At 66.1% G+C, this 18,355-nt stretch carries 14 protein-coding genes; 7 read left to right on the forward strand and 7 right to left on the reverse strand.

Features of this window, described 5'->3' with window-relative positions; translation table 11 throughout:
• Window positions 1-76: 76 nt before the first annotated feature.
• A complete protein-coding gene (locus M5E06_RS24035; protein WP_252140350.1) occupies window positions 77-1,102 on the forward strand; it encodes a hypothetical protein in 1,026 nt (341 codons plus the stop codon).
• Window positions 1,103-1,121: 19 nt separating this feature from the next.
• On the opposite strand, the gene M5E06_RS24040 is transcribed toward M5E06_RS24035, so the two are convergent.
• The 6 genes from M5E06_RS24040 to M5E06_RS24065 form a co-directional block, all read right to left on the reverse strand.
• Complete coding sequence (locus M5E06_RS24040; protein WP_252140351.1) at window positions 1,122-2,495, reverse strand: GAF domain-containing protein; 1,374 nt, start codon at window positions 2,493-2,495, stop codon at window positions 1,122-1,124.
• Entirely contained in the window at window positions 2,492-2,977 is a 486-nt protein-coding gene (locus M5E06_RS24045; protein ID WP_252140352.1) for a hypothetical protein, read from the reverse strand. The genes M5E06_RS24040 and M5E06_RS24045 overlap by 4 nt, the downstream gene beginning before the upstream one ends.
• A 110-nt stretch (window positions 2,978-3,087) precedes the next feature.
• Complete coding sequence (locus tag M5E06_RS24050) at window positions 3,088-4,158, reverse strand: transglycosylase SLT domain-containing protein (RefSeq protein ID WP_252140353.1); 1,071 nt, start codon at window positions 4,156-4,158, stop codon at window positions 3,088-3,090.
• A gap of 217 nt (window positions 4,159-4,375) precedes the next feature.
• Window positions 4,376-4,822, reverse strand: a complete 447-nt coding sequence (locus tag M5E06_RS24055; RefSeq protein WP_252140354.1) for a hypothetical protein — start codon at window positions 4,820-4,822, stop codon at window positions 4,376-4,378.
• A gap of 178 nt (window positions 4,823-5,000) precedes the next feature.
• Window positions 5,001-5,918 (reverse strand): LAPAL motif-containing putative phage structural protein, encoded by a 918-nt coding sequence (locus M5E06_RS24060; RefSeq protein WP_252140355.1) that lies wholly within the window; start codon window positions 5,916-5,918, stop codon window positions 5,001-5,003.
• A 417-nt stretch (window positions 5,919-6,335) separates the two neighbouring features.
• Window positions 6,336-7,787, reverse strand: a complete 1,452-nt coding sequence (locus M5E06_RS24065) for a catalase (RefSeq protein ID WP_286208938.1) — start codon at window positions 7,785-7,787, stop codon at window positions 6,336-6,338.
• A 121-nt stretch (window positions 7,788-7,908) separates the two neighbouring features.
• On the opposite strand from M5E06_RS24065, the gene M5E06_RS24070 reads away from it, so the two are divergent.
• The 3 genes from M5E06_RS24070 (at window position 7,909) to M5E06_RS24080 (ending at window position 12,546) form a co-directional block, all read left to right on the forward strand.
• Window positions 7,909-8,868, forward strand: coding sequence for a LysR substrate-binding domain-containing protein (locus M5E06_RS24070; RefSeq protein WP_252140356.1), 960 nt, complete (start codon window positions 7,909-7,911; stop codon window positions 8,866-8,868).
• Between the two features lie 108 nt (window positions 8,869-8,976).
• Window positions 8,977-11,313, forward strand: a complete 2,337-nt coding sequence (gene glgX / locus M5E06_RS24075; RefSeq protein ID WP_252140357.1) for a glycogen debranching protein GlgX — start codon at window positions 8,977-8,979, stop codon at window positions 11,311-11,313.
• Window positions 11,314-11,466: 153 nt separating this feature from the next.
• Window positions 11,467-12,546, forward strand: coding sequence for a zinc-binding metallopeptidase family protein (locus tag M5E06_RS24080; RefSeq protein ID WP_252140358.1), 1,080 nt, complete (start codon window positions 11,467-11,469; stop codon window positions 12,544-12,546).
• Between the two features lie 7 nt (window positions 12,547-12,553).
• Here the strand turns inward: M5E06_RS24080 and M5E06_RS24085 are convergent, their stop codons facing one another.
• Entirely contained in the window at window positions 12,554-14,245 is a 1,692-nt protein-coding gene (locus M5E06_RS24085) for a GGDEF domain-containing protein (protein ID WP_252140359.1), read from the reverse strand.
• A gap of 457 nt (window positions 14,246-14,702) precedes the next feature.
• On the opposite strand from M5E06_RS24085, the gene M5E06_RS24090 reads away from it, so the two are divergent.
• From M5E06_RS24090 to M5E06_RS24100, 3 genes are all read left to right on the forward strand, one after another.
• Window positions 14,703-15,809 (forward strand): TRAP transporter substrate-binding protein, encoded by a 1,107-nt coding sequence (locus M5E06_RS24090; protein WP_252140360.1) that lies wholly within the window; start codon window positions 14,703-14,705, stop codon window positions 15,807-15,809.
• 313 nt (window positions 15,810-16,122) lie between these two features.
• Window positions 16,123-17,232 (forward strand): ABC transporter ATP-binding protein, encoded by a 1,110-nt coding sequence (locus M5E06_RS24095; protein ID WP_252140361.1) that lies wholly within the window; start codon window positions 16,123-16,125, stop codon window positions 17,230-17,232.
• 68 nt (window positions 17,233-17,300) lie between these two features.
• On the forward strand, window positions 17,301-18,347 hold the full coding sequence (locus M5E06_RS24100) for an ABC transporter substrate-binding protein (RefSeq protein WP_109151827.1): 1,047 nt from the start codon (window positions 17,301-17,303) through the stop codon (window positions 18,345-18,347).
• Window positions 18,348-18,355: the final 8 nt, after the last annotated feature.

The following is an 18,355-nucleotide window of genomic DNA, read 5'->3' on the forward strand; positions in this document are numbered from 1 at the left end:
CGGTCGACAGGACGGCGCGGCGCTCCTATGGTCACGCCGACCGGACGAGCGAATTCAAAAAGGGGATGGGCGCATCATGGCGAAGAAGGACGGAGTCAACGGCAAGGGCGGCCAGTTCAGCGGGACCCCGGCCGACCGGCTGGTCCGGCTGTGGCGCAACAACGACGAACGTTTCGGCGCCCTGCTGGACGAGGTGCTGGACGGCAACCGCCAGGGCGTGATCGAAGCCGCCCTGGGCAAGCTGCGCGAGGAGGAAGGCTACGACTTCATGGACGAGGTCGAGGCCTTCTCGGAAACGGCGCAGAGCACCGACGAGCATGGCGACCCCACCCTGTCCACCCTGTTCTGGGTGGCGCTGGAGGTCGACGGCCGGCTGGATGAGCCGCCGTCGGTCGATGCCATCGAACGCGCGCTCGATTCGGCCGGTCTGCTGGAAAAGGCGACCGACATGCGGCTGCTGCCGCTGTGGCTCGATCCGGAACCCCTGTCCTACCTTGAGGCCGCCGACCGCCGCACCCTGCTGCGCCGCCTGATCGAGTCGCCCGAGGCGGCCGAGTCCTTCGTGCGCGAGCAGGATCTGGTCGCCGCCGTCGATGACATCGGCACCCGCCTCGTCGGCGTCGTCGGTCTGGTGATCGAGGAGGATGCCGAGCAGGAGGGCGAGGCGATGCCCGATCCGCTGAACCTCGGATTCTCCGGCGAGGGCGAGGAACTGGAGATCGACCCCATCGAGCAGGAGCGCATCCGCCAGTCGATGGCCGCCTTCGCCGAGGCGGTGGCATCCGCCGACCCGCGGGTGAAGCGCTGCGAACCGGTCGGCGGGCTGAACGACCTGCTGGACTTCACCGCCGAGGGCGTCTGGCCGGACGACGTCGAGGCCAGCTTCGACGAGGTCAACGACTTCCTCGACATCGCCGGAAACGAGACCGGCGACGGCATCCTCGACGTGACGGCGGAACAGACGCCGGAGGGCCTGCAGGTGCGCGCCTACAACTCCGACGGCGTGCTGCTGGACGAGCGCAGCTTCGACCTGACCGACGACCGGGCGGAAGAGGCGCTGGCCCTGATGAAGCGCCGCTGCCGCCGCGTCAGCGAGGGGTAATCCGCCTCTCTCCGCTCTCTCAATTCATCTCCTCCAGCCGCAGGGGCTTTTCCACCAGCAGGCGGAAGCGGCCCCGACCGGTCTTCTCGATGCGCAGGGGGCCGCAGCGGTCGGCCAGCCGGCGTTGCAGCAGGATCAGCCGCGCTTCCAGGTTCTCGGCAAGGTCGGGCAGCGGGATGTCGGGCGCCAGCCGCAGTTCGCGGTTGGTGAAGTCGGTGCGGCCCAGCGTGGTGTGGTCGCGCACCAGCTTCCACAGGATGGCGCCGGCCACTCCCTTGATCAGGTAATCATGGTCGAGGAAGACGCTGTCGTCGCAGGCGTAATGGCGCACAGTGATCGGATCGCCGATCGCCGGCGCTCCGGCAATCGGGGCCGGCGCCTCTTCGGCCTCGGCGCCATGGGCCGGCGGCAGGCCGCGCATCAGCGCACCCAGCTGTGCGGCCAGCGTCGCCAGCGCATCCTCGTCGTCATAGGTGAAGCGCATCTCCTGCGCGCTTTCCACGAACAGCACGCCGGCCAAATCCCCGCAGGCGCCCGGATGCGCCAGGATCGGCACTGCCAGTTGGCTGTGCGGCCGGTCCAGACCGGGGAAGGGGATCTCGCGCAAGTGGCCCGCGGCCGTCCCCTCGCGCATCGCCATGCTGTAGGCGACATCGGTGGTCATGTGGGTGATGCGGATCGGCACCCGCTCGCGCGCCGCCATGCCGATCACGCCATCGCCGGCCGTCACCTCCCAGCCGATGCCGCTGCCGCGGCTTGAGGCCTCGTAGCCCAGCGCCGCGACGGTGAACAGCCGGCCGCTGGTGGCGTCGGGCAGCAGAATCAGCGCATGCTCCACCCCGAACAGATCGCGCAAGGCGGCGATGGCGCGGTCGAGCAGGTCGGACAGGTCGGCGGCGCCGCGCAACCCCTCGCAGGCGCGCCGGACCGCCGACAGCAGGCTGCGCGGCCGGACCGGGGCGGGCAGGGGACAGCCGCCGGCGACCGCCTCGATCGCTACCACCCGGAACAGGTCGGCGCCGCGCAAGCGGAACACCTCCGCCATCCCGACATGGGAGGCGATGCCCGACAGCTTCGCCTTCATGCTCTCGAACAGCGGCCCGTCCGTCTCGGTGCGCAGATAGGCCAGCCGCAGCCGGTACTGCGCCCCGGTGGACGGGTCGATCACCTCCAGTTGCGCGTCCGGATTGGCCAGGATGTTGGCGCGCGTCTTGTTGAAGAACTGATAGGACAGGGCGATGTGGCCGGGATCGACGTAATGGACCTGCGACAGCTGAGACACGTTCGGCGTCCCGTCCGCCGCCGCCGTGGCGATGGTGCCGGGGATAACGCCCTCCAGGCAGGTCCGGATGGCCTCCAGGGTAAGAGCGTTCTGGGGCAGGGGGCTGTTCATGCCGGAATCCGCTCGCCGGCCTTTGGTCCCGGCGTCTGGTCGAAGACCGCGGCGGGGTGCAGATGCAGCGCCACCAGATCGGCCGGATCGAACTCCATCACCGCCCGGACGAAGGCTTCGGTGAATCCCATCCCGGCCAGTTCGGCGATGAAGCCTTCGATGTAGGGACCGGGCAGCGCCGCCTCTTCCACCGTCGGCGCCGCCACGGTGGAAGCGTCGTCCTTGATCTGAATGGACCGGTGGGTGCTGGGTTCGGTGAAGACCACGGCCAGCCGCCCGGTCTCGGCGACGGCGGCGACCAGCGCGGCGTTGGCTCGCCTGTCGATCAGCACGGTCAGCCGCTCGCCGCCCGGCGCCACCCGCGCCGCCACGGCTCTGGCTACCAGCGGGCGCCCGTCGCGGTCACTGGTCGCGACATTGACGCTGAGGCTGCGGTCCAGGAAGCGCAGGACCGTCTCGTCCAAACCCCTGTCCTGCCGCATGTCCTTCTGCTCCGCACTGCCGACCAACCGTCAGCATAGCGCCGCCGCCGGCCCGGCGGCAAACCAACCGAAGGACGTCATCCATCGGCGAAGCTTGCGGCGGAGCCTGTTCAGGCCCCCGGCGCCACCACGAAACAGGCCATGCCGATGTTGACCAGTCCGCTGCAGGCGCTGGCGGCATCCTGCTGCGACAGGCCGGACAGGCGGGCGCGATAGAGCGGCCCGGTCTGGGTATCCACCGCCTGGACGACCCGTTGCGAACGCGACAGCACCGGCATGGAGTTGCGGGCGCGGTCGATCACGCGCTGGCTGTCGTCGGGCGAGCGGAAGGCGCCGAGCTGCACCGTCCACACCCCGCCGCCGGCGGTCGCCGCCCCGCTCATCGCGGCCACCGGACGCGGCGCCGGCGCATCCGGAGTCGAAGTATCGGGCGCCACCACCCGCACCGCCGGTGCCGGAGCGGGCGCCGGAGCCGGCAGGGCGGCCACGGCGATTGGCGGCCGGCTTGCCGCCGGGCGGCTGCTGGCGGGAGGGGTGTAGGACGGCGCCGGATTGACCGGGGCCGAATAGGAGGAGGACGGCCGGGCGTAGGGCGAACCGTAATCCGGCGGCGAATCGGAGGACGGCGCGCTGACCAGCACGATGTCGGCGCCGTTGGGCGCCGGGGTGCGGTTCAGTCGCGGCCCGACCGACGCGATGTAGCGGCGCGTCTCGCCCGGCAGGCCGCGCTTGCCGGCCAGATAGTCGCCGTAACAGCCGGGACCGCAGTTGTAGGCGCCGAGGAAGCCCGGCGCGCCGAACAGGTTGTACATCTCGCGCAGATACGCGGTGCCGGCGATGATGTTGTCATGCGGATCGAAGGGGTCGGAGCCCAGATTGTGCTTGCGCCGCATTTCGTCATAGGTCGCCGGCATCACCTGCATCAGCCCCATGGCGCCGGCCTTGCTGACGATGGGCTTGCCGTTGACGGTGGTGCGCCCGCCGCTTTCCTGGCGGATGACCTCGCGGATCCACAGCTCCGGCATGTCGAAGCGCTTGGAGGCTTCCGCGACATGCGCGTCGATTTCCTCCGGCGAGGCGACGCGATGTGTGCCCCCGCCGCTGGCGCAGGCGCTCAGCAGGGCAGTCAAGGCGGCGCAGGTCAGCAACGGCTTCAGGCGACGCACGGAACCCCCGGTCATCGTTCAGTTCAACTTTAGGATAAGCCCGATTTGGAGGTAGAGACCTTTGCACATTCCCGGCCCGCCGTAAACCGTCCCAGCTGTGACCTTCGACGCGGCCGGAGAGCGCGGGAGGGGAGGGGGCTTCCAATCCTTCGGACGGACAAGCGGCCGTCCGGGTATCTGCCGTCCGGCGTGGCCTATGCCGGGATTTCCCTTGCCCGGGTTTTAAGGGCGATCAGCTCTCGCGATCGTCGTCGGGGTCGCGGCGGGTGGTGAGTTCGCGCATCAGCCGTTCCTTGGCGGTTCTGCGGCTCGGCCTGCTGCCGCCGCGTCCGAACAGCCCGCCCAGCAGGCCGCCGGGCTTCGGCTCCTCCTCCGGTTCCTCAGCCATCTGGGCGCGTTCCGCCTCGCGCCGGGCCAGCATGGCGGCGCGGTCGACCAGCGGGTTGCGCAGCCGGTGCGGCAGCGCCCTGAAGGCGAGGTTGGCGCGTTCCAGGTCGGCCAAATCCTCGGTGGAGCGGGCGATGCGCAGCGCCACCCGCAGCAGGTCGAGTCGCCACGCATCCTCCGGCGCATGCGGCAGCGTCTCCGCCGCCACCAGCAGGGTATCCAGGCCCTTGCCGGTCAGCGCGCTGGTGGATCGTTCGCTGCTGGATTTATCGGTGTCGCGGTCCCGTCCCATTCCGTCATCGAAGCTGTCGCGCTGAAGGCGGACTTTAGGACGGCTCGACAGGATTTGTCTGCCCCCATGCGTAGACCACACCATTCGGGTGGGGAGGGGGCGGGTCAGGCGGCGTCCGCCAGGTGGTGCAGGGCCGCATCGGGGACCGACTCGTCGACAACTTTCGCGGCCCCGGCAATCATTCAGGGGGATCGAACTGCAACGGCAGTTGCCGCGCTGCACTACGATGTTCGACCACTTCAAGAACTGTGTATTCTGTACGTAGACCGTCCTTAACTCGCCATTGTTCCATGAGAACTCGGCAAACGAGGATATCTCCCTTGGCGAAAACAACGTCGTTTTGATTTACCCGACTGATAAACTTCTCATCAGCCATAGTGACGTTGATTGTATTTTGTCCGTCATAGAGGCGCCACTTGTTTCCATCTTTGAATGAAACGGAAACAATGGTGAATGCGGATTTTCGCTCCTCATTGATTATCTGTTCTTCTTCAGGTTCCGGAGCGGCAAAAGAAGGAGCATCAGATTTCTCGACGACTTCGGTAGATTCAGGATTCGGGGAGAATTCTATCAGTTCAATGCCTGGATTTTCCAAAGGGCGAATTACATCGGCAGCAGCCTTGCGAACGCCCAAATCACGGTAAAGATCAATTACTTCGCGAGCGGTTTCAATGGATGAATCATCCAGTTCAAGCCGCACCCTTCCGCTCTCCAAAGAAACGAGCCGTTTCGGACGCCTGCCGCGCAGCCATTTGATGACGCCGATTAAGCCGGTCGTGCCTCCGGAAGCTCCACCCAACAGTGCCAGCAGGTTGGCAGCAGCAGTTGCATCCTCGCCGGTCAGGAAACTGCGCATCTGGGAGATGAGGCTCTGCACGAGATCAAGGTTGACCTCGAAAGATCCCTTACGGAAGTCGGAGCGAACCAGGACCGTTGCTTGGATGCGCTCCCCATTCAAGACACGGTTTGCTTCCTCACAGAGTTGGCCAATGGCCAATAGTGAAGGCGCGAGGTCCCGAACATCCATGGTGCCGTCATGGATGGCAGGTCCGTCAAAAGCTACCCTCAGCGTTGCTCTGCTCATTTCATCCGCCAACAACGCGCATTCTCCCCTACTGGCACACACGATCAGGGAAGAAAGCTACCAGAAATTCTACCGGATTGGAGTCTTCAATCATTAAACTAAGGCTGAAGCGTGGTGCCGTCAAATCGGGTCGCTGCCTCAGTGCTACGGTTAATGATGTAAGGTGCAATCCATCGTTCATATCCCGGCAATGGGGGTATGCAGCGCCCTTCAACGCCTTGGGAAAGCAGGTTCGTTTGCAACGGTGGTTTACCGGTTCCGAGCCTCCATCACAAAAAAGCCCTCTTCCCATCGCCGGGAAGAGGACCGCAAGTCTTTCGGGGAAATGCGCGGCTGGATGCCGGCAGTCATGCCGCCGCCCAGGGGGACGGGCGCGGCATCTCAAACCCGGCCCCTCCGCAATGCCGCGGAAGGGCCGGGAAACTCACCTCACTCGGCGGCCTGGGCCACGGTCAGGCCCAGCCGCTTGGCGACGCCCTCGCCATAGGCGGGGTCGGCGGCCAGGAAGTGCTTCAGCTGGCGCTGCTGGATGAACAACGGGGCCTTGTCCAGGCTGCCGGCGATGTTGTCCATCAGGCGGGCTTGAGCCTCCGCGCCGATCAGGTGGAACAGCGCGCCGGCCTGGGCGTAGTCGTCGTTGCCCTCGCGGTGATCATAATGGGCGGCGTCGCCGCTGATGTGCAGCGGCGGCTCGCTCGGCACACCCGTCTGGGCCGGGCCGCCGAAGCTGTTCGGCTCGTAGTTCGGCCGGCCGCCGCCGTTGCCGTCCACCCGCATGGCGCCGTCGCGCTGATAGTTGTGGACCGGGCAGCCCTGCGGCTTGTTCACGGGGATCTGCGCGTAGTTGCCGCCCAGTCGGTAGCGGTGGGCGTCGGCATAGGCGAACAGTCGGCCCTGCAGCATCTTGTCCGGGCTGAAGGAGATGCCGGGAACCACGCTGGCCGGGCTGAAGGCGGCCTGCTCGGTCTCCGCGAAGAAGTTCTCCGGATTGCGATCCAGCACCAGTTCGCCGATCTCGATCAGCGGGTAATCGGCATGCGGCCACACCTTGGTCAGGTCGAACGGGTTGATGCGGTAGCCGTCGGCCTCGGCCTCCGGCATGATCTGCACCGAGACGGTCCAGGCCGGGAAGTCGCCGTCCTCGATCGAGGCGTACAGGTCGCGGGTGGCATGGTCGGGGTCGATGCCGGCCATCGCGGTCGCCTGCTCGGCGGTGAAGTTCTCGATGCCCTGGCGGGTCTTGAAATGGTACTTGACCCAGAAGCGCTCGTTCGCCGCGTTGATCCACGAGAAGGTGTGGCTGCCGAAGCCGTCCATGTGGCGATAGCTGCGCGGGGTGCCGCGGTCGCTGAACAGGATGGTCAGCTGGTGCATCGTCTCCGGTGACAGCGAGAAGAAGTCCCACACGGCGGTGGGGTCCTTCAGGTTGGTGGCCGGGTTGCGCTTCTGCGTGTGGATGAAGTCGGGGAACTTCAGCGGATCGCGCAGGAAGAAGACCGGCGTGTTGTTGCCGACCAGATCGTAATTGCCCTCTTCCGTATAGAACTTCACGGCGAAGCCGCGCGGGTCGCGTTCGGCATCGGCGGAGCCCTTCTCGCCGCCGACGGTGGAGAAGCGCAGGAAGACGCCGGTCTCCTTGCCCACGGTCGACAGGAAGGCGGCCTTGGTCCACGGCGTCACGTCGCGGGTGACGCGGAAAGTGCCGTAGGCGCCGGCGCCCTTGGCATGCACCACACGCTCCGGAATGCGTTCGCGGTTGAAATGGGCCAGCTTCTCGATCAGGTGGAAATCCTGCAGCAGCAGCGGACCGCGCGGCCCGGCGCTCAGCGAATTCTGGTTGTCGGGAACGGGCTGGCCGAAGCTGGTGGTCAGGGTGCTCATCCGGGTCATCCTCATTGGGGCGGTGTCGCCTGAAGCGGCGTCATTGTCTCGCCCCTGGTTATCCGGCGTCTTGAACGATATATCCAAGACATAGAAGGAAATGCACCAATAGGCTCCACCTATGAATCTCTCCGGCCTGTCCCTGCGTGACCTGGAATATGTCGTCGCCGTCGCCGAGCTGCGCCACTTCGGCCGCGCCGCCGAACGCTGCGCCGTCAGCCAGCCGTCGCTGAGCGCCCAGATCCGCAAGCTGGAGGAGTCGCTGGGCCTGTCGCTGTTCGAACGCACCAGCCGCAAGGTCCTGCTGACCCCGCGCGGCGAGGCTATCGTCGTCCAAGCCCGTGTCGTGCTGGAGGAGGCGCGGCGGCTTCTGGCGCTGGCCGACGGGTCGGACGGGGCGTTGACCGGCCGGCTGCGGCTGGCGGCGATCCACACGCTCGGCCCCTACCTGTTTCCGCACATCCTGCCGGCGCTGCGCACGACTTGGCCCGACCTGACCCTGATCCTGTCGGAAGGCCGCACCGACAGCCTGCTGGAGGAACTGCGCGACGGCCGGCTCGATGCCGTGCTGCTGGCCCTGCCGGTGGAGGGCGACGGGCTGACGGCCGAACCGCTGTTCTTCGAGCCCTTCCTGCTCGCCCATCCCGCCGGCCACCGCCTCTGCGCCACGCCCGGCCTCTCGCTGAACGACCTCGACCCGGCGGAACTTCTGCTGCTGGAGGAGGGGCACTGCCTGCGCGATCAGGCCCTGGCCGCCTGCGGTCTCAGCGCGCGGGGCGGCGGCGTCCACGCCACCGGACTGGAGACGCTGCGCCACATGGTGGCGGCGGGAGCCGGCTGCACGCTGATGCCGGTCCTGGCGGTAAAGGGGGCGGCCAAGGGGGAAGACGGCCGCGCCGCCACGGTCGGCGGGCTGGTGGAGTACCGTCCCTTCGACGGTCCGCACCCGCCCGGCCGTGTCATCGGTCTGGTCTGGCGCGCCAGCGACCCGCGCGACCGTGGCCTGCGTCAACTGGCAGACTGGTTGCGTCGCGACCTGCCTGCCGGCACGGAGCCCGCCCTATCCCAAAGAGATGACTGACGGGGGGAAGGAACAAGCGCCCATCGGCCGGGTTGAAGGCTCCGCCCGCTCTCCTCACTGTTCAGGGGACGGGTGTGACTTTCGATACAGGCGGAGAAACGGGCGATCATGGCGAATATCCTGAAACAAGCGACACGGCTCGGTGAAGGATTGCCCTTTCCGCTGGGCGCAACCTGGGATGGGCTCGGCGTCAATTTCGCCCTGTTTTCCGCCAACGCGACCAAGGTCGAACTGTGTCTGTTCGACGAAAACGGCGAGGAGGAGCTTGAACGCATCGAGCTTCCCGAATTCACCAACGAAATCTGGCACGGCTATTTGCCGGACGCCCGTCCCGGACTGCTCTATGGCTACCGCGTGTACGGCCCTTACGAGCCGGAGAACGGCCACCGCTTCAACCCGAACAAGTTGTTGCTCGACCCCTACGCCAAGGAGCTGGTCGGCGAGATCCGCTGGAACCCGGCCCATTTCGGCTATGTGATGGAATCGGGCGACGACCTGACCTATGACGAGCGCGACAGCGCGCCCTTCATGCCGAAATGCAAGGTGATCGATCCCGCCTTCACCTGGGGTCGCGACCACAAGCCGGGCACCGCCTGGGACCGCACCATCTTCTACGAAACCCATGTGAAGGGCTTCACCAAACTGCACCCGGCGGTGCCCGACAGCCTGCGCGGCACCTATGGCGGCATGGCGGTGAAGGAGGTGGTCGACTACATCAAGTCGCTCGGCGTCACCTCGGTGGAACTGCTGCCGGTCCATGCCTTCGTCCAGGACCAGCATCTGGTCGACAAGGGTCTGGCGAATTATTGGGGCTACAACTCCATCGGCTTCTTCTCGCCGGAGCCGCGCTATGCCGCGTCGGGCAACGCCATCAAGGAATTCAAGGAGATGGTCGCCCATCTCCACAATGCCGGGCTGGAGGTGATCCTCGACGTCGTCTACAACCACACCGCCGAGGGCAACGAGCGCGGACCGACCCTGTCCTTCAAGGGCATCGACAACGCTTCCTACTACCGGCTGATCCCGGACCAGCAGCGCTACTACATCAACGAGACCGGGACGGGGAACACCGTCAATCTCAGCCACCCGCGCGTGCTGCAGATGGTGACCGATTCGCTCCGCTATTGGGCGATGGAGATGCATGTCGACGGCTTCCGCTTCGACCTCGCCACCATCCTCGGCCGCGAGCCCTACGGCTTCGACGAGGGCGGCGGCTTCCTCGACAGCTGCCTGCAGGACCCGATCCTCAACAGCGTCAAGCTGATCGCCGAGCCGTGGGATTGCGGCCCCGGCGGCTATCAGGTCGGCAACTTCCCGCCGGGCTGGGCGGAGTGGAACGACCGTTACCGCGACACCGTCCGCGCCTTCTGGAAGGGCGACGAGGGCAAGCTGCCGGAGGTGGCGCCGCGGCTCTGCGGTTCGGCCGACCTCTTCAACAAGCGTGGGCGCAAGCCGTGGGCGAGCGTAAACTTCATCACCGCCCATGACGGATACACGCTGAACGACCTCGTGTCCTACAACGACAAGCACAACGAGGCGAACGGCGAGGGCAACAACGACGGCCATTCCCACAATCTGTCCTGGAACCACGGGGTGGAAGGGCCGACCGACGATCCCGAGATCAAGGAACTGCGCGAACGGCAGAAGCGCAACATGCTGGCGACGCTGCTGCTGTCCCAGGGCTCGCCGATGCTGCTGGCCGGCGACGAGTTCGGCAACACCCAGCACGGCAACAACAATGCCTATTGCCAGGACAACGAGACGGCGTGGCTGAAGTGGGACGGCATCGACGAGGACGGGCAGGCTCTGATCGAGTTCGTCCGTCGCGTCGTCGCGGTTCGCCAGTCCTTCCCCATGCTGCGCCGCGGCCGTTTCCTGTCCGGCGAATACAATGCCGAGTTCGACGTGAAGGACGTCACCTGGCTCACCCCCGCCGGCGACGAGATGGACGAGAGCCATTGGCACGACGGCAATGCCCGTTGCCTGGGCATGCTGCTCGATGGCCGCGGGCAGGCCAGCGGCATCAAGCGCCCGGCGATGGACGCCACCCTGCTGCTGGTCATCAACGCCCACCATGACGTGGTGGAGTTCACCCTGCCGGAGGTGACCGGCGGCAGCGTCTGGCGCTGTCTGCTCGACACCAACCTGCCCGACCCCGACGAGGTGCCGCGCGTCAACACCGGCGAAGGCTACATCGTCACCGGCCGGTCGCTGCTGCTTCTGGCCCTGGAGCCGGAAGGCAAGACCTCCTTCGCGCTCCGCCGTGCCGCCCGCGCGCTCCGCAGTGTCGCCGAAAGCCCGACCGCGGTGTCGTCCTATGGCGAGGAGACCACGGAAGAGGAGAAGCCGGCGGAACCGGTGGAGGTGAAGGAACCGGCGAAGGCCGAAGCGGTGGCGGAGCCTGCGCCGGTGAAGGGCGAAGCGCCCGCGAAAAAACCCACCTGACCCATCTCCTAATCCCCCTCTCCCCCCCGGGGAGAGGGTCGGGGTGAGGGGGTGCACCGCAGGATTTCCACAAAGGTCCCGCCGCGCCTCCCCCTCACCCTAACCCTCTCCCCGGGGGGGAGAGGAGATCCTCCGGCCTCCGGATCCCCCGCCATGAAACTCTTCGAATGCCAGAACTGCCACCAGCCGCTCTATTTCGAGAACACGCTGTGCGAGCGCTGCGGGCACCGGCTCGGCTATCTGCCGGATGTGGGGACCCTGTCGGCACTCGACCCCACCGACCATGACGGGGTGTGGAGCGCGCTCGCTACCCCCGAACCGCTCTACAAGTTCTGTGCGAATGCGGAACTCGACGCCTGCAACTGGATGCTGCCGGCCGACTCCGCCGACACCCACTGCGCCGCCTGCCGGCACAACCGCACCATCCCCGACCTGTCCGATACCGCCAACCTGACGCGCTGGCGCAAGCTGGAACTGGCGAAGCATCACCTGTTCTACACGCTGACCAACCTGAAGTTGCCCCTGCAGACCCGGATCGACAATCCGGAGGAAGGTCTGGCCTTCGACTTCCTGTCCGACACCGTCGCCGCCGACGGCACGGTGACGCCGGTGCTGACCGGCCATGCCAACGGCCTGATCACCATCAATGTCGCCGAGGCCGACGATGCCGAGCGCGAGAAGCGCCGCACCGAGATGGGCGAGCCCTACCGCACGCTGCTCGGCCATTTCCGCCACGAGAGCGGCCATTACATCTGGGATCGGCTGGTGCGCGACGACCCGGCGCTGCTGGAGCGCTTCCGCGCCCTGTTCGGCGACGAGCGGCAGGATTATGGCGAGGCGCTGAAACGTCATTATGCCGACGGCGCGCCGGCCGACTGGCAGGCGAACTTCGTCAGCACCTATGCCACCGCCCACCCGTGGGAGGATTTTGCCGAGACCTGGGCGCATTACCTGCACATCGTCGACACGCTGGAAACCGCCCGCGCCTTCGGCCTGCGGGTTCGCCCACGCATCACCGAAGGGGCGGAACTGGAGGCGGAGGTCGACTTCAACCCCCACAAGGCCCGGCGTATCGAGGACCTGATCGACCTTTGGCTGCCGCTGACCTACGCGGTGAACAGCCTGAACCGCAGCATGGGCCAGCCGGACCTGTATCCCTTCATCCTGTCGGCCGCAGTGATCGAAAAGCTGGGCTTCATGAACGGGATGGTGCGGGGGCTGGAGGGACGTTAGGCACCCTTTATTCCTGGGCCCCCACCACCGCCCGCACCCAGCGCACCGCGCGGTTGCGGCCGTCGCGCTTGGCCTTGTAGAGCGCGGCGTCGGCATGGCGCATCACCGTCGCCATGTCGCTGTCGTCCTCCGGCCAGGAGGCTATGCCGATGGAACAGCCGACGCGGACCGTCTCCCCGTTGAACGACACCGGCTCGTTTACGGCGGCGATGATGCGTGACGCCAGCTCCTCGGTGTCGGGAGCCGGGCGGTCGGCGCGGCGGGGAAGCACGGCGGCGAATTCGTCGCCGCCCAGCCGGGCGACCACGTCGTCGTCGCGGAAGATGCTGGCCAGCCGGCCGCCGATCTGGCGCAGCACGGCGTCGCCGGCATCGTGGCCCAGACGGTCGTTCACCGGTTTGAAACCGTCCAGGTCGATGTACATCACCGTCGCCGATCCGCCGCCGCCGCCGGTCGACGCCTCGACATACTGTTCGAAGTAACGCCGGTTCGGCAGCGCGGTCAGCCGGTCCTCGTAGGCGATGTCCTCCAGCCGCATCAGGGCGACGTCCTTGTTGGTCAGGCTGTCCACCATCTCCCGCAGCGCCACCGACAGCCGGCGGATCTCCGCCGCACCGCCGACGTCGGGGATCGCCATGCCGCGCTCGCCCTTGCCGATGCGCTCGGCAGCGTCGGCGATGGCGCCCAGCGGCCGGGCGATGCGTCCGGCGGCGAACCAGCCGATGCAACTGAACAGCAGGGCAAGCACCGCGCCGGACCCGATGATCGTCAGCCGCAGGCGGTCGGTTTCGGCATAGACGATGTCGGCCGGCTGACGGGCGACGACGGTCCAGCCCAGCCCGGCGTAATCGTGCAGCCCCTTGCCGTGGGCCACGCCGGTGACATAGGTGACGCCATCGGGCCAGACCTCGCTGCTCCAGCCGTCGCGCAGCTTGGCCGTCAACGTCGGCACCGGCAGGGGCTTGCCGACCGCCGAATCGGGACCGATCAGCACGGTGCCGTCCGCCGACAGGATGTAGAGCGTCAGCCCCTTGCGGTCGGACAAGGGCTCGATCAACTGCCGGATCGAGGCGTGGGCCCATTCCCAGCTGTAATGGGCGGCCAGCACGCCGACCGTGGTGCCGTCGGCCTTCTGCAGCGGGGCCGACACGTCGACGAATTTCGGTGTTTCGCCCTTCAGGTACGGCACCTTGCCGTGCAGGGCCACCGCCTCGTGCACGTCGCCGACGAACAGGCCCTTCATGCCTTCCTGATGGACCGGGCGGCTGGCGATGTCGGCCCCCAGCAGCAGCCCGTTGGAGGCGGCCACCACCCGCCCGTCGGCGTTGGTCATGCCGATCCAGGCGATGGTCGGGTCGCGGCGCTTCAGCTCGTCGATGGTCGATTGCGCCACCGCCGGGTCCTTCAGCGCGTCGATCCGCGACAGCGCGGCGATCTGGTTGGCGCGGGCCCACATGGTCAGATCGAGCTGCCGCGCCAGCGATTGCGCCAGCCCGGTCATCGAATTGCCGATCTCCTTCGCCAGCGCGTCCGCCGCGCCATTGCCGACGACCAGCCCCTTGACCAGAGTCGACCCGAGCAGCAGCACGGCCACGGTGACGGCCACGGTCATCCGCAGGCCGATGGCCCGGCGCGGAACACGGATGGTGGCGACATGGTGTCCGGCGGTCCGGCCGCTTGGCTGTCCAAGGGGCGACATCGTGGCAAGATCCTTATCAAGCGGCGCCGGCCGAGCCGGATGGGAGACGATCAGTGCAGACACTGTATCATCCCAGCCCTTTATAAAGGGTCAAGCGGAAGCGAAGCGATGCATTTGCAATGTAAAAGGGAAAATTGCCGAGCTTCCGGCACGTCCCGGACGTACGTCAGCCAAAAAAGTTTGCGAAGCTGACTTTCAGCATATTGCGTAAAAGAGAAAAGGCCGCTAGCTATACAGCCGCGGCCCGAGTTTAGGGAGGAAACGCCTGAAAGGCGATCGAAACAACAAATAATGCTGCGTCGCCGAAAATCCAGCCCGATGTGGCTGGATTTTTCGTTTCAGCCGCAAGAATCTTCGCCAATATCGGTGTTGCCCCAGCGGAAGGGGGATTCCCCAAACGGTTGGTTGCGCTATCATGTCAGCCCAACGAACCAGACAGCCGGGAAGACTCCTCATCATGAAACGGCGTGCGTTCCTCTCCAGCGCCGGTGTCGGCATTGCCGCCGCCGGAACCGCCGCGACCATCGCGGCTCCGGCCATCGCCCAGAGCTCCCAGCCGGAGATCAAGTGGCGCATGGCGTCGAGCTATCCCAAGAGTCTCGACACCATCTATGGCGCGGCGGAGTTCATCGCCAAGCGGGTGTCCGACGCCACCGACGGCAAGTTCCAGATCCGCACCTTCGCGGCGGGCGAGATCGTTCCGGCGCTCCAGGTGCTGGACGCGGTGCAGAACGGCACGGTCGAGTGCGGCCAGTCGGCGGCCTATTTCTATGTCGGCAAGGATCCGACCTTCTGCTTCGACACCGCCATGCCCTTCGGCCTGAACACGCGCCAGCACATCGCCTGGATGATGCATGGCGGCGGTCTGGAGCTGATGCGGGAGGTGTTCAAGGATTACAACATCCACCACATCCCCGCCGGCAACACCGGCGCCCAGATGGGCGGCTGGTTCCGCAAGGAGATCAAGAGCCTGGAGGATCTGAAGGGCCTGAAGATGCGCATCGGCGGTCTGGTCGGCCAGATCCTGACGCCCTTCGGGCTGGTCCCGCAGCAGCTCGGCGGCGGCGACATCTATCCGGCGCTGGAGCGCGGCACCATCGACGCGGCGGAGTTCGTCGGCCCCTACGACGACGAGAAGCTGGGCTTCCACAAGGTCGCCAAATACTACTACTACCCCGGCTGGTGGGAGGGTTCGGCCCAGATCCCGCTGATGTTCAACATGCAGGCCTGGGAACAGCTGCCGAAATCCTACCAGACCATCCTGGAACAGGCCTGCTGGGAAGCCAACAGCTGGATGATCGCCAAGTACGACACGTTGAACGCCTCGGCGCTCAAGCGGCTGGTCGGTGGCGGCGCCGTGCTGCGCCCCTTCCCGCGCGACATGATGCAGGCCTGCGAGAAGGCGGCGTTCGAATTTTACGACAAGCTCGCCGCCGGCAACCCGCGCTTCAAGAAGGTCTATGACGGCTGGAAGCCCTTCCTGGAGCAGGAGCGGCTGTGGTTCCGCGTCGCCGAGAACGGCTTCGACAGCTTCGTCTACAGCCAGTCGGCGCAGCAGCGCTGAGTGGTATCGCGGGGCGGATCGCCTGCGGCGATTCGCCCCGCCTTTCGTTGAAAAGGCTGATTTTTTCAGGTCTTTCTGTCCGCAATCGCGATCATTGGTCTTCTCAATCGCACGCAGATGGAGCACACTGCCGGTCTAAGCGTGGGCATTGCCTTCGCAGTTGCACAAAATTTCGGCAAAGCGTTGAATTGATCACGACATAGTCATTCCTCTTGTCTATTTTCTTAAACGCGTGGTACCGTCAGGGTCAGAAAGACGGACCGGACCGGGGTGGCGTACCCGGATCCAGGTCGCCTGTGACGGGAGCGGACGGATGGACGGCGGGATGATCGCGACGACAGATACCCTGGTGCGCTTTTCCGGGGTGCAGAAGACCTACGATGGCGAGCATCTCGTGGTGAAAAGCCTCGATCTCGACATTCGCAAGGGCGAATTCCTGACGCTGCTGGGGCCGTCGGGGTCGGGCAAGACCACCACGCTGATGATGCTGGCCGGGTTCGAGGTGCCGACCCATGGCGACATCTTCATCGGTGACCGGCCGATCAAGAACACGCCGCCGCACAAGCGCGACATCGGCATGGTCTTCCAGAACTACGCCCTGTTCCCCCACCTGACGATCGAGGAAAACGTCGCCTTCCCGCTGTCGGTGCGCGGCGTTCCGAAGGCGGAGGTGAAGGAGCGGGTTCGGGCCGCGCTCGACATGATCAAGCTCGGCAACCTCGCCGGCCGCCATCCCGGCCAGCTGTCGGGCGGCCAGCAGCAGCGCGTGGCGCTCGCCCGCGCCCTGGTCTTCAACCCGGCGCTGGTGCTGATGGACGAGCCGCTGGGCGCGCTCGACAAGCGCCTGCGCGAGCATATGCAGCTGGAGATCAAGCGCCTGCACGAGACGATGGGCCTGACCGTCGTCTACGTCACCCACGACCAGGGGGAGGCGCTGACGATGTCCGACCGCATCGCGGTCTTCAACGACGGCATCGTCCAGCAGATCGACCGGCCGGATGCGCTGTACGAGCGGCCGGTGAACAGCTTCGTCGCCAACTTCATCGGCGAGAACAATGTCCTGAGCGGCGTTGTCGAAAATATCGAACAGGGCTGGGCGCGGGTGAGGCTCGATGCCGGCGGGTCCGTGGTGGCGCAGGCGGTGAACATCGGCGGCGCCGGCAACCGCACCTCGCTGTCGCTCCGGCCGGAGCGCGTCGCCATCGAAACCGGTAACAGCGGCGACAGCGACATGAACCGGCTGCCGGCGACGCTGACCGACCTGATCTATCTCGGCGACCACACGCTGGCGGTGCTGAACACGCCGGCCAACCCGGAATTCATGGTCAAGCTGCCGGCCGGCTCCTATGCCGGTCTGGCGCCGGGCCAGGATGTCTACATCGCGTTCCGCCCGGAGGACTGCCGGGCGCTCGATCCGGTCTGAGGACGTGGTTCCTCAGCGCCAGGATGCCTTTCAGCAACAACAACCACGACGAATAAGGACGGGGAATCATGTCGAAGATTAAGGTGGCTCTCGGTTTCGCTGCGACCTTCACCGCCCTCACGGCCCTGGCTTCGGCCGCAAGCGCCCGCGACCTGACCGTCGTGTCGTGGGGCGGCGCCTATCAGGACGTCCAGAAGAAGGTGTATTTCGGTCCGTTCAAGGAGACCGGCACCCCGATGAACGACGAATCCTGGGACGGCGGCGTCGGCGTCCTGCGCGCCAAGGTCCAGGGCGGCGCCTCCACCTGGGACGTGGTCCAGGTCGAGAGCGAGGAGCTGGCGCTCGGCTGCGACGAGGGTCTGTACGAGAAGATCAACTACTCCAAGATCGGCGGCGAGGACATCTATCTGCCGGCCACGGTCAATCCCTGCGGCGTCGGCGCCATCGTCTATGACTTCGTCCTTGGCTACGACAAGGACAAGCTGAAGGACGCGCCGAAGAGCTGGGCCGATTTCTTCGACACCAAGAAGTTCCCGGGCAAGCGCGGCCTGCGCCAGGGCGCCAAGACCACGCTGGAAATCGCGCTGATGGCCGACGGCGTGGCCCCGGCCGACGTCTACAAGGTGCTGGGCACCGATGCCGGCATCGACCGCGCCTTCAAGAAGCTCGACACCATCAAGAACGACATCGTCTGGTGGAAGGCCGGCGCCCAGCCGCCGCAGCTGCTGGCCTCGGGCGAAGTGGCGATGACCTCGGTCTACAACGGCCGCATCGACGCCGCCAACAAGAACGAGAAGAAGAACTTCGGCATGGTGTGGAACGGCGCGCTCTACACCATCGACAGCTGGGTCATCCTGAAGGGCAGCCCGAACCAGGACGCCGCCTACAAGTTCCTGAACTTCGTCGGCAAGGCGGAGAACCAAGCCAAGCTGTCCGAAGGCATCGCCTACGGCACGTCGAACAAGAAGGCCCCGTCGCTGCTGCCGAAGGCCGTCCTGGCCGACCTGCCGACCGCGGATCACAACATGAAGAACGCGATCGAGATCAACACCGACTTCTGGCTGGAGAACATCGACCGCCTGACCGAACGCTTCAACAAGTGGGCGGCGAAGTAAGTACTTGT

The sequence above is a fragment of the Azospirillum sp. A1-3 genome (genome assembly GCF_023806445.1).
GTDB lineage: Bacteria > Pseudomonadota > Alphaproteobacteria > Azospirillales > Azospirillaceae > Azospirillum.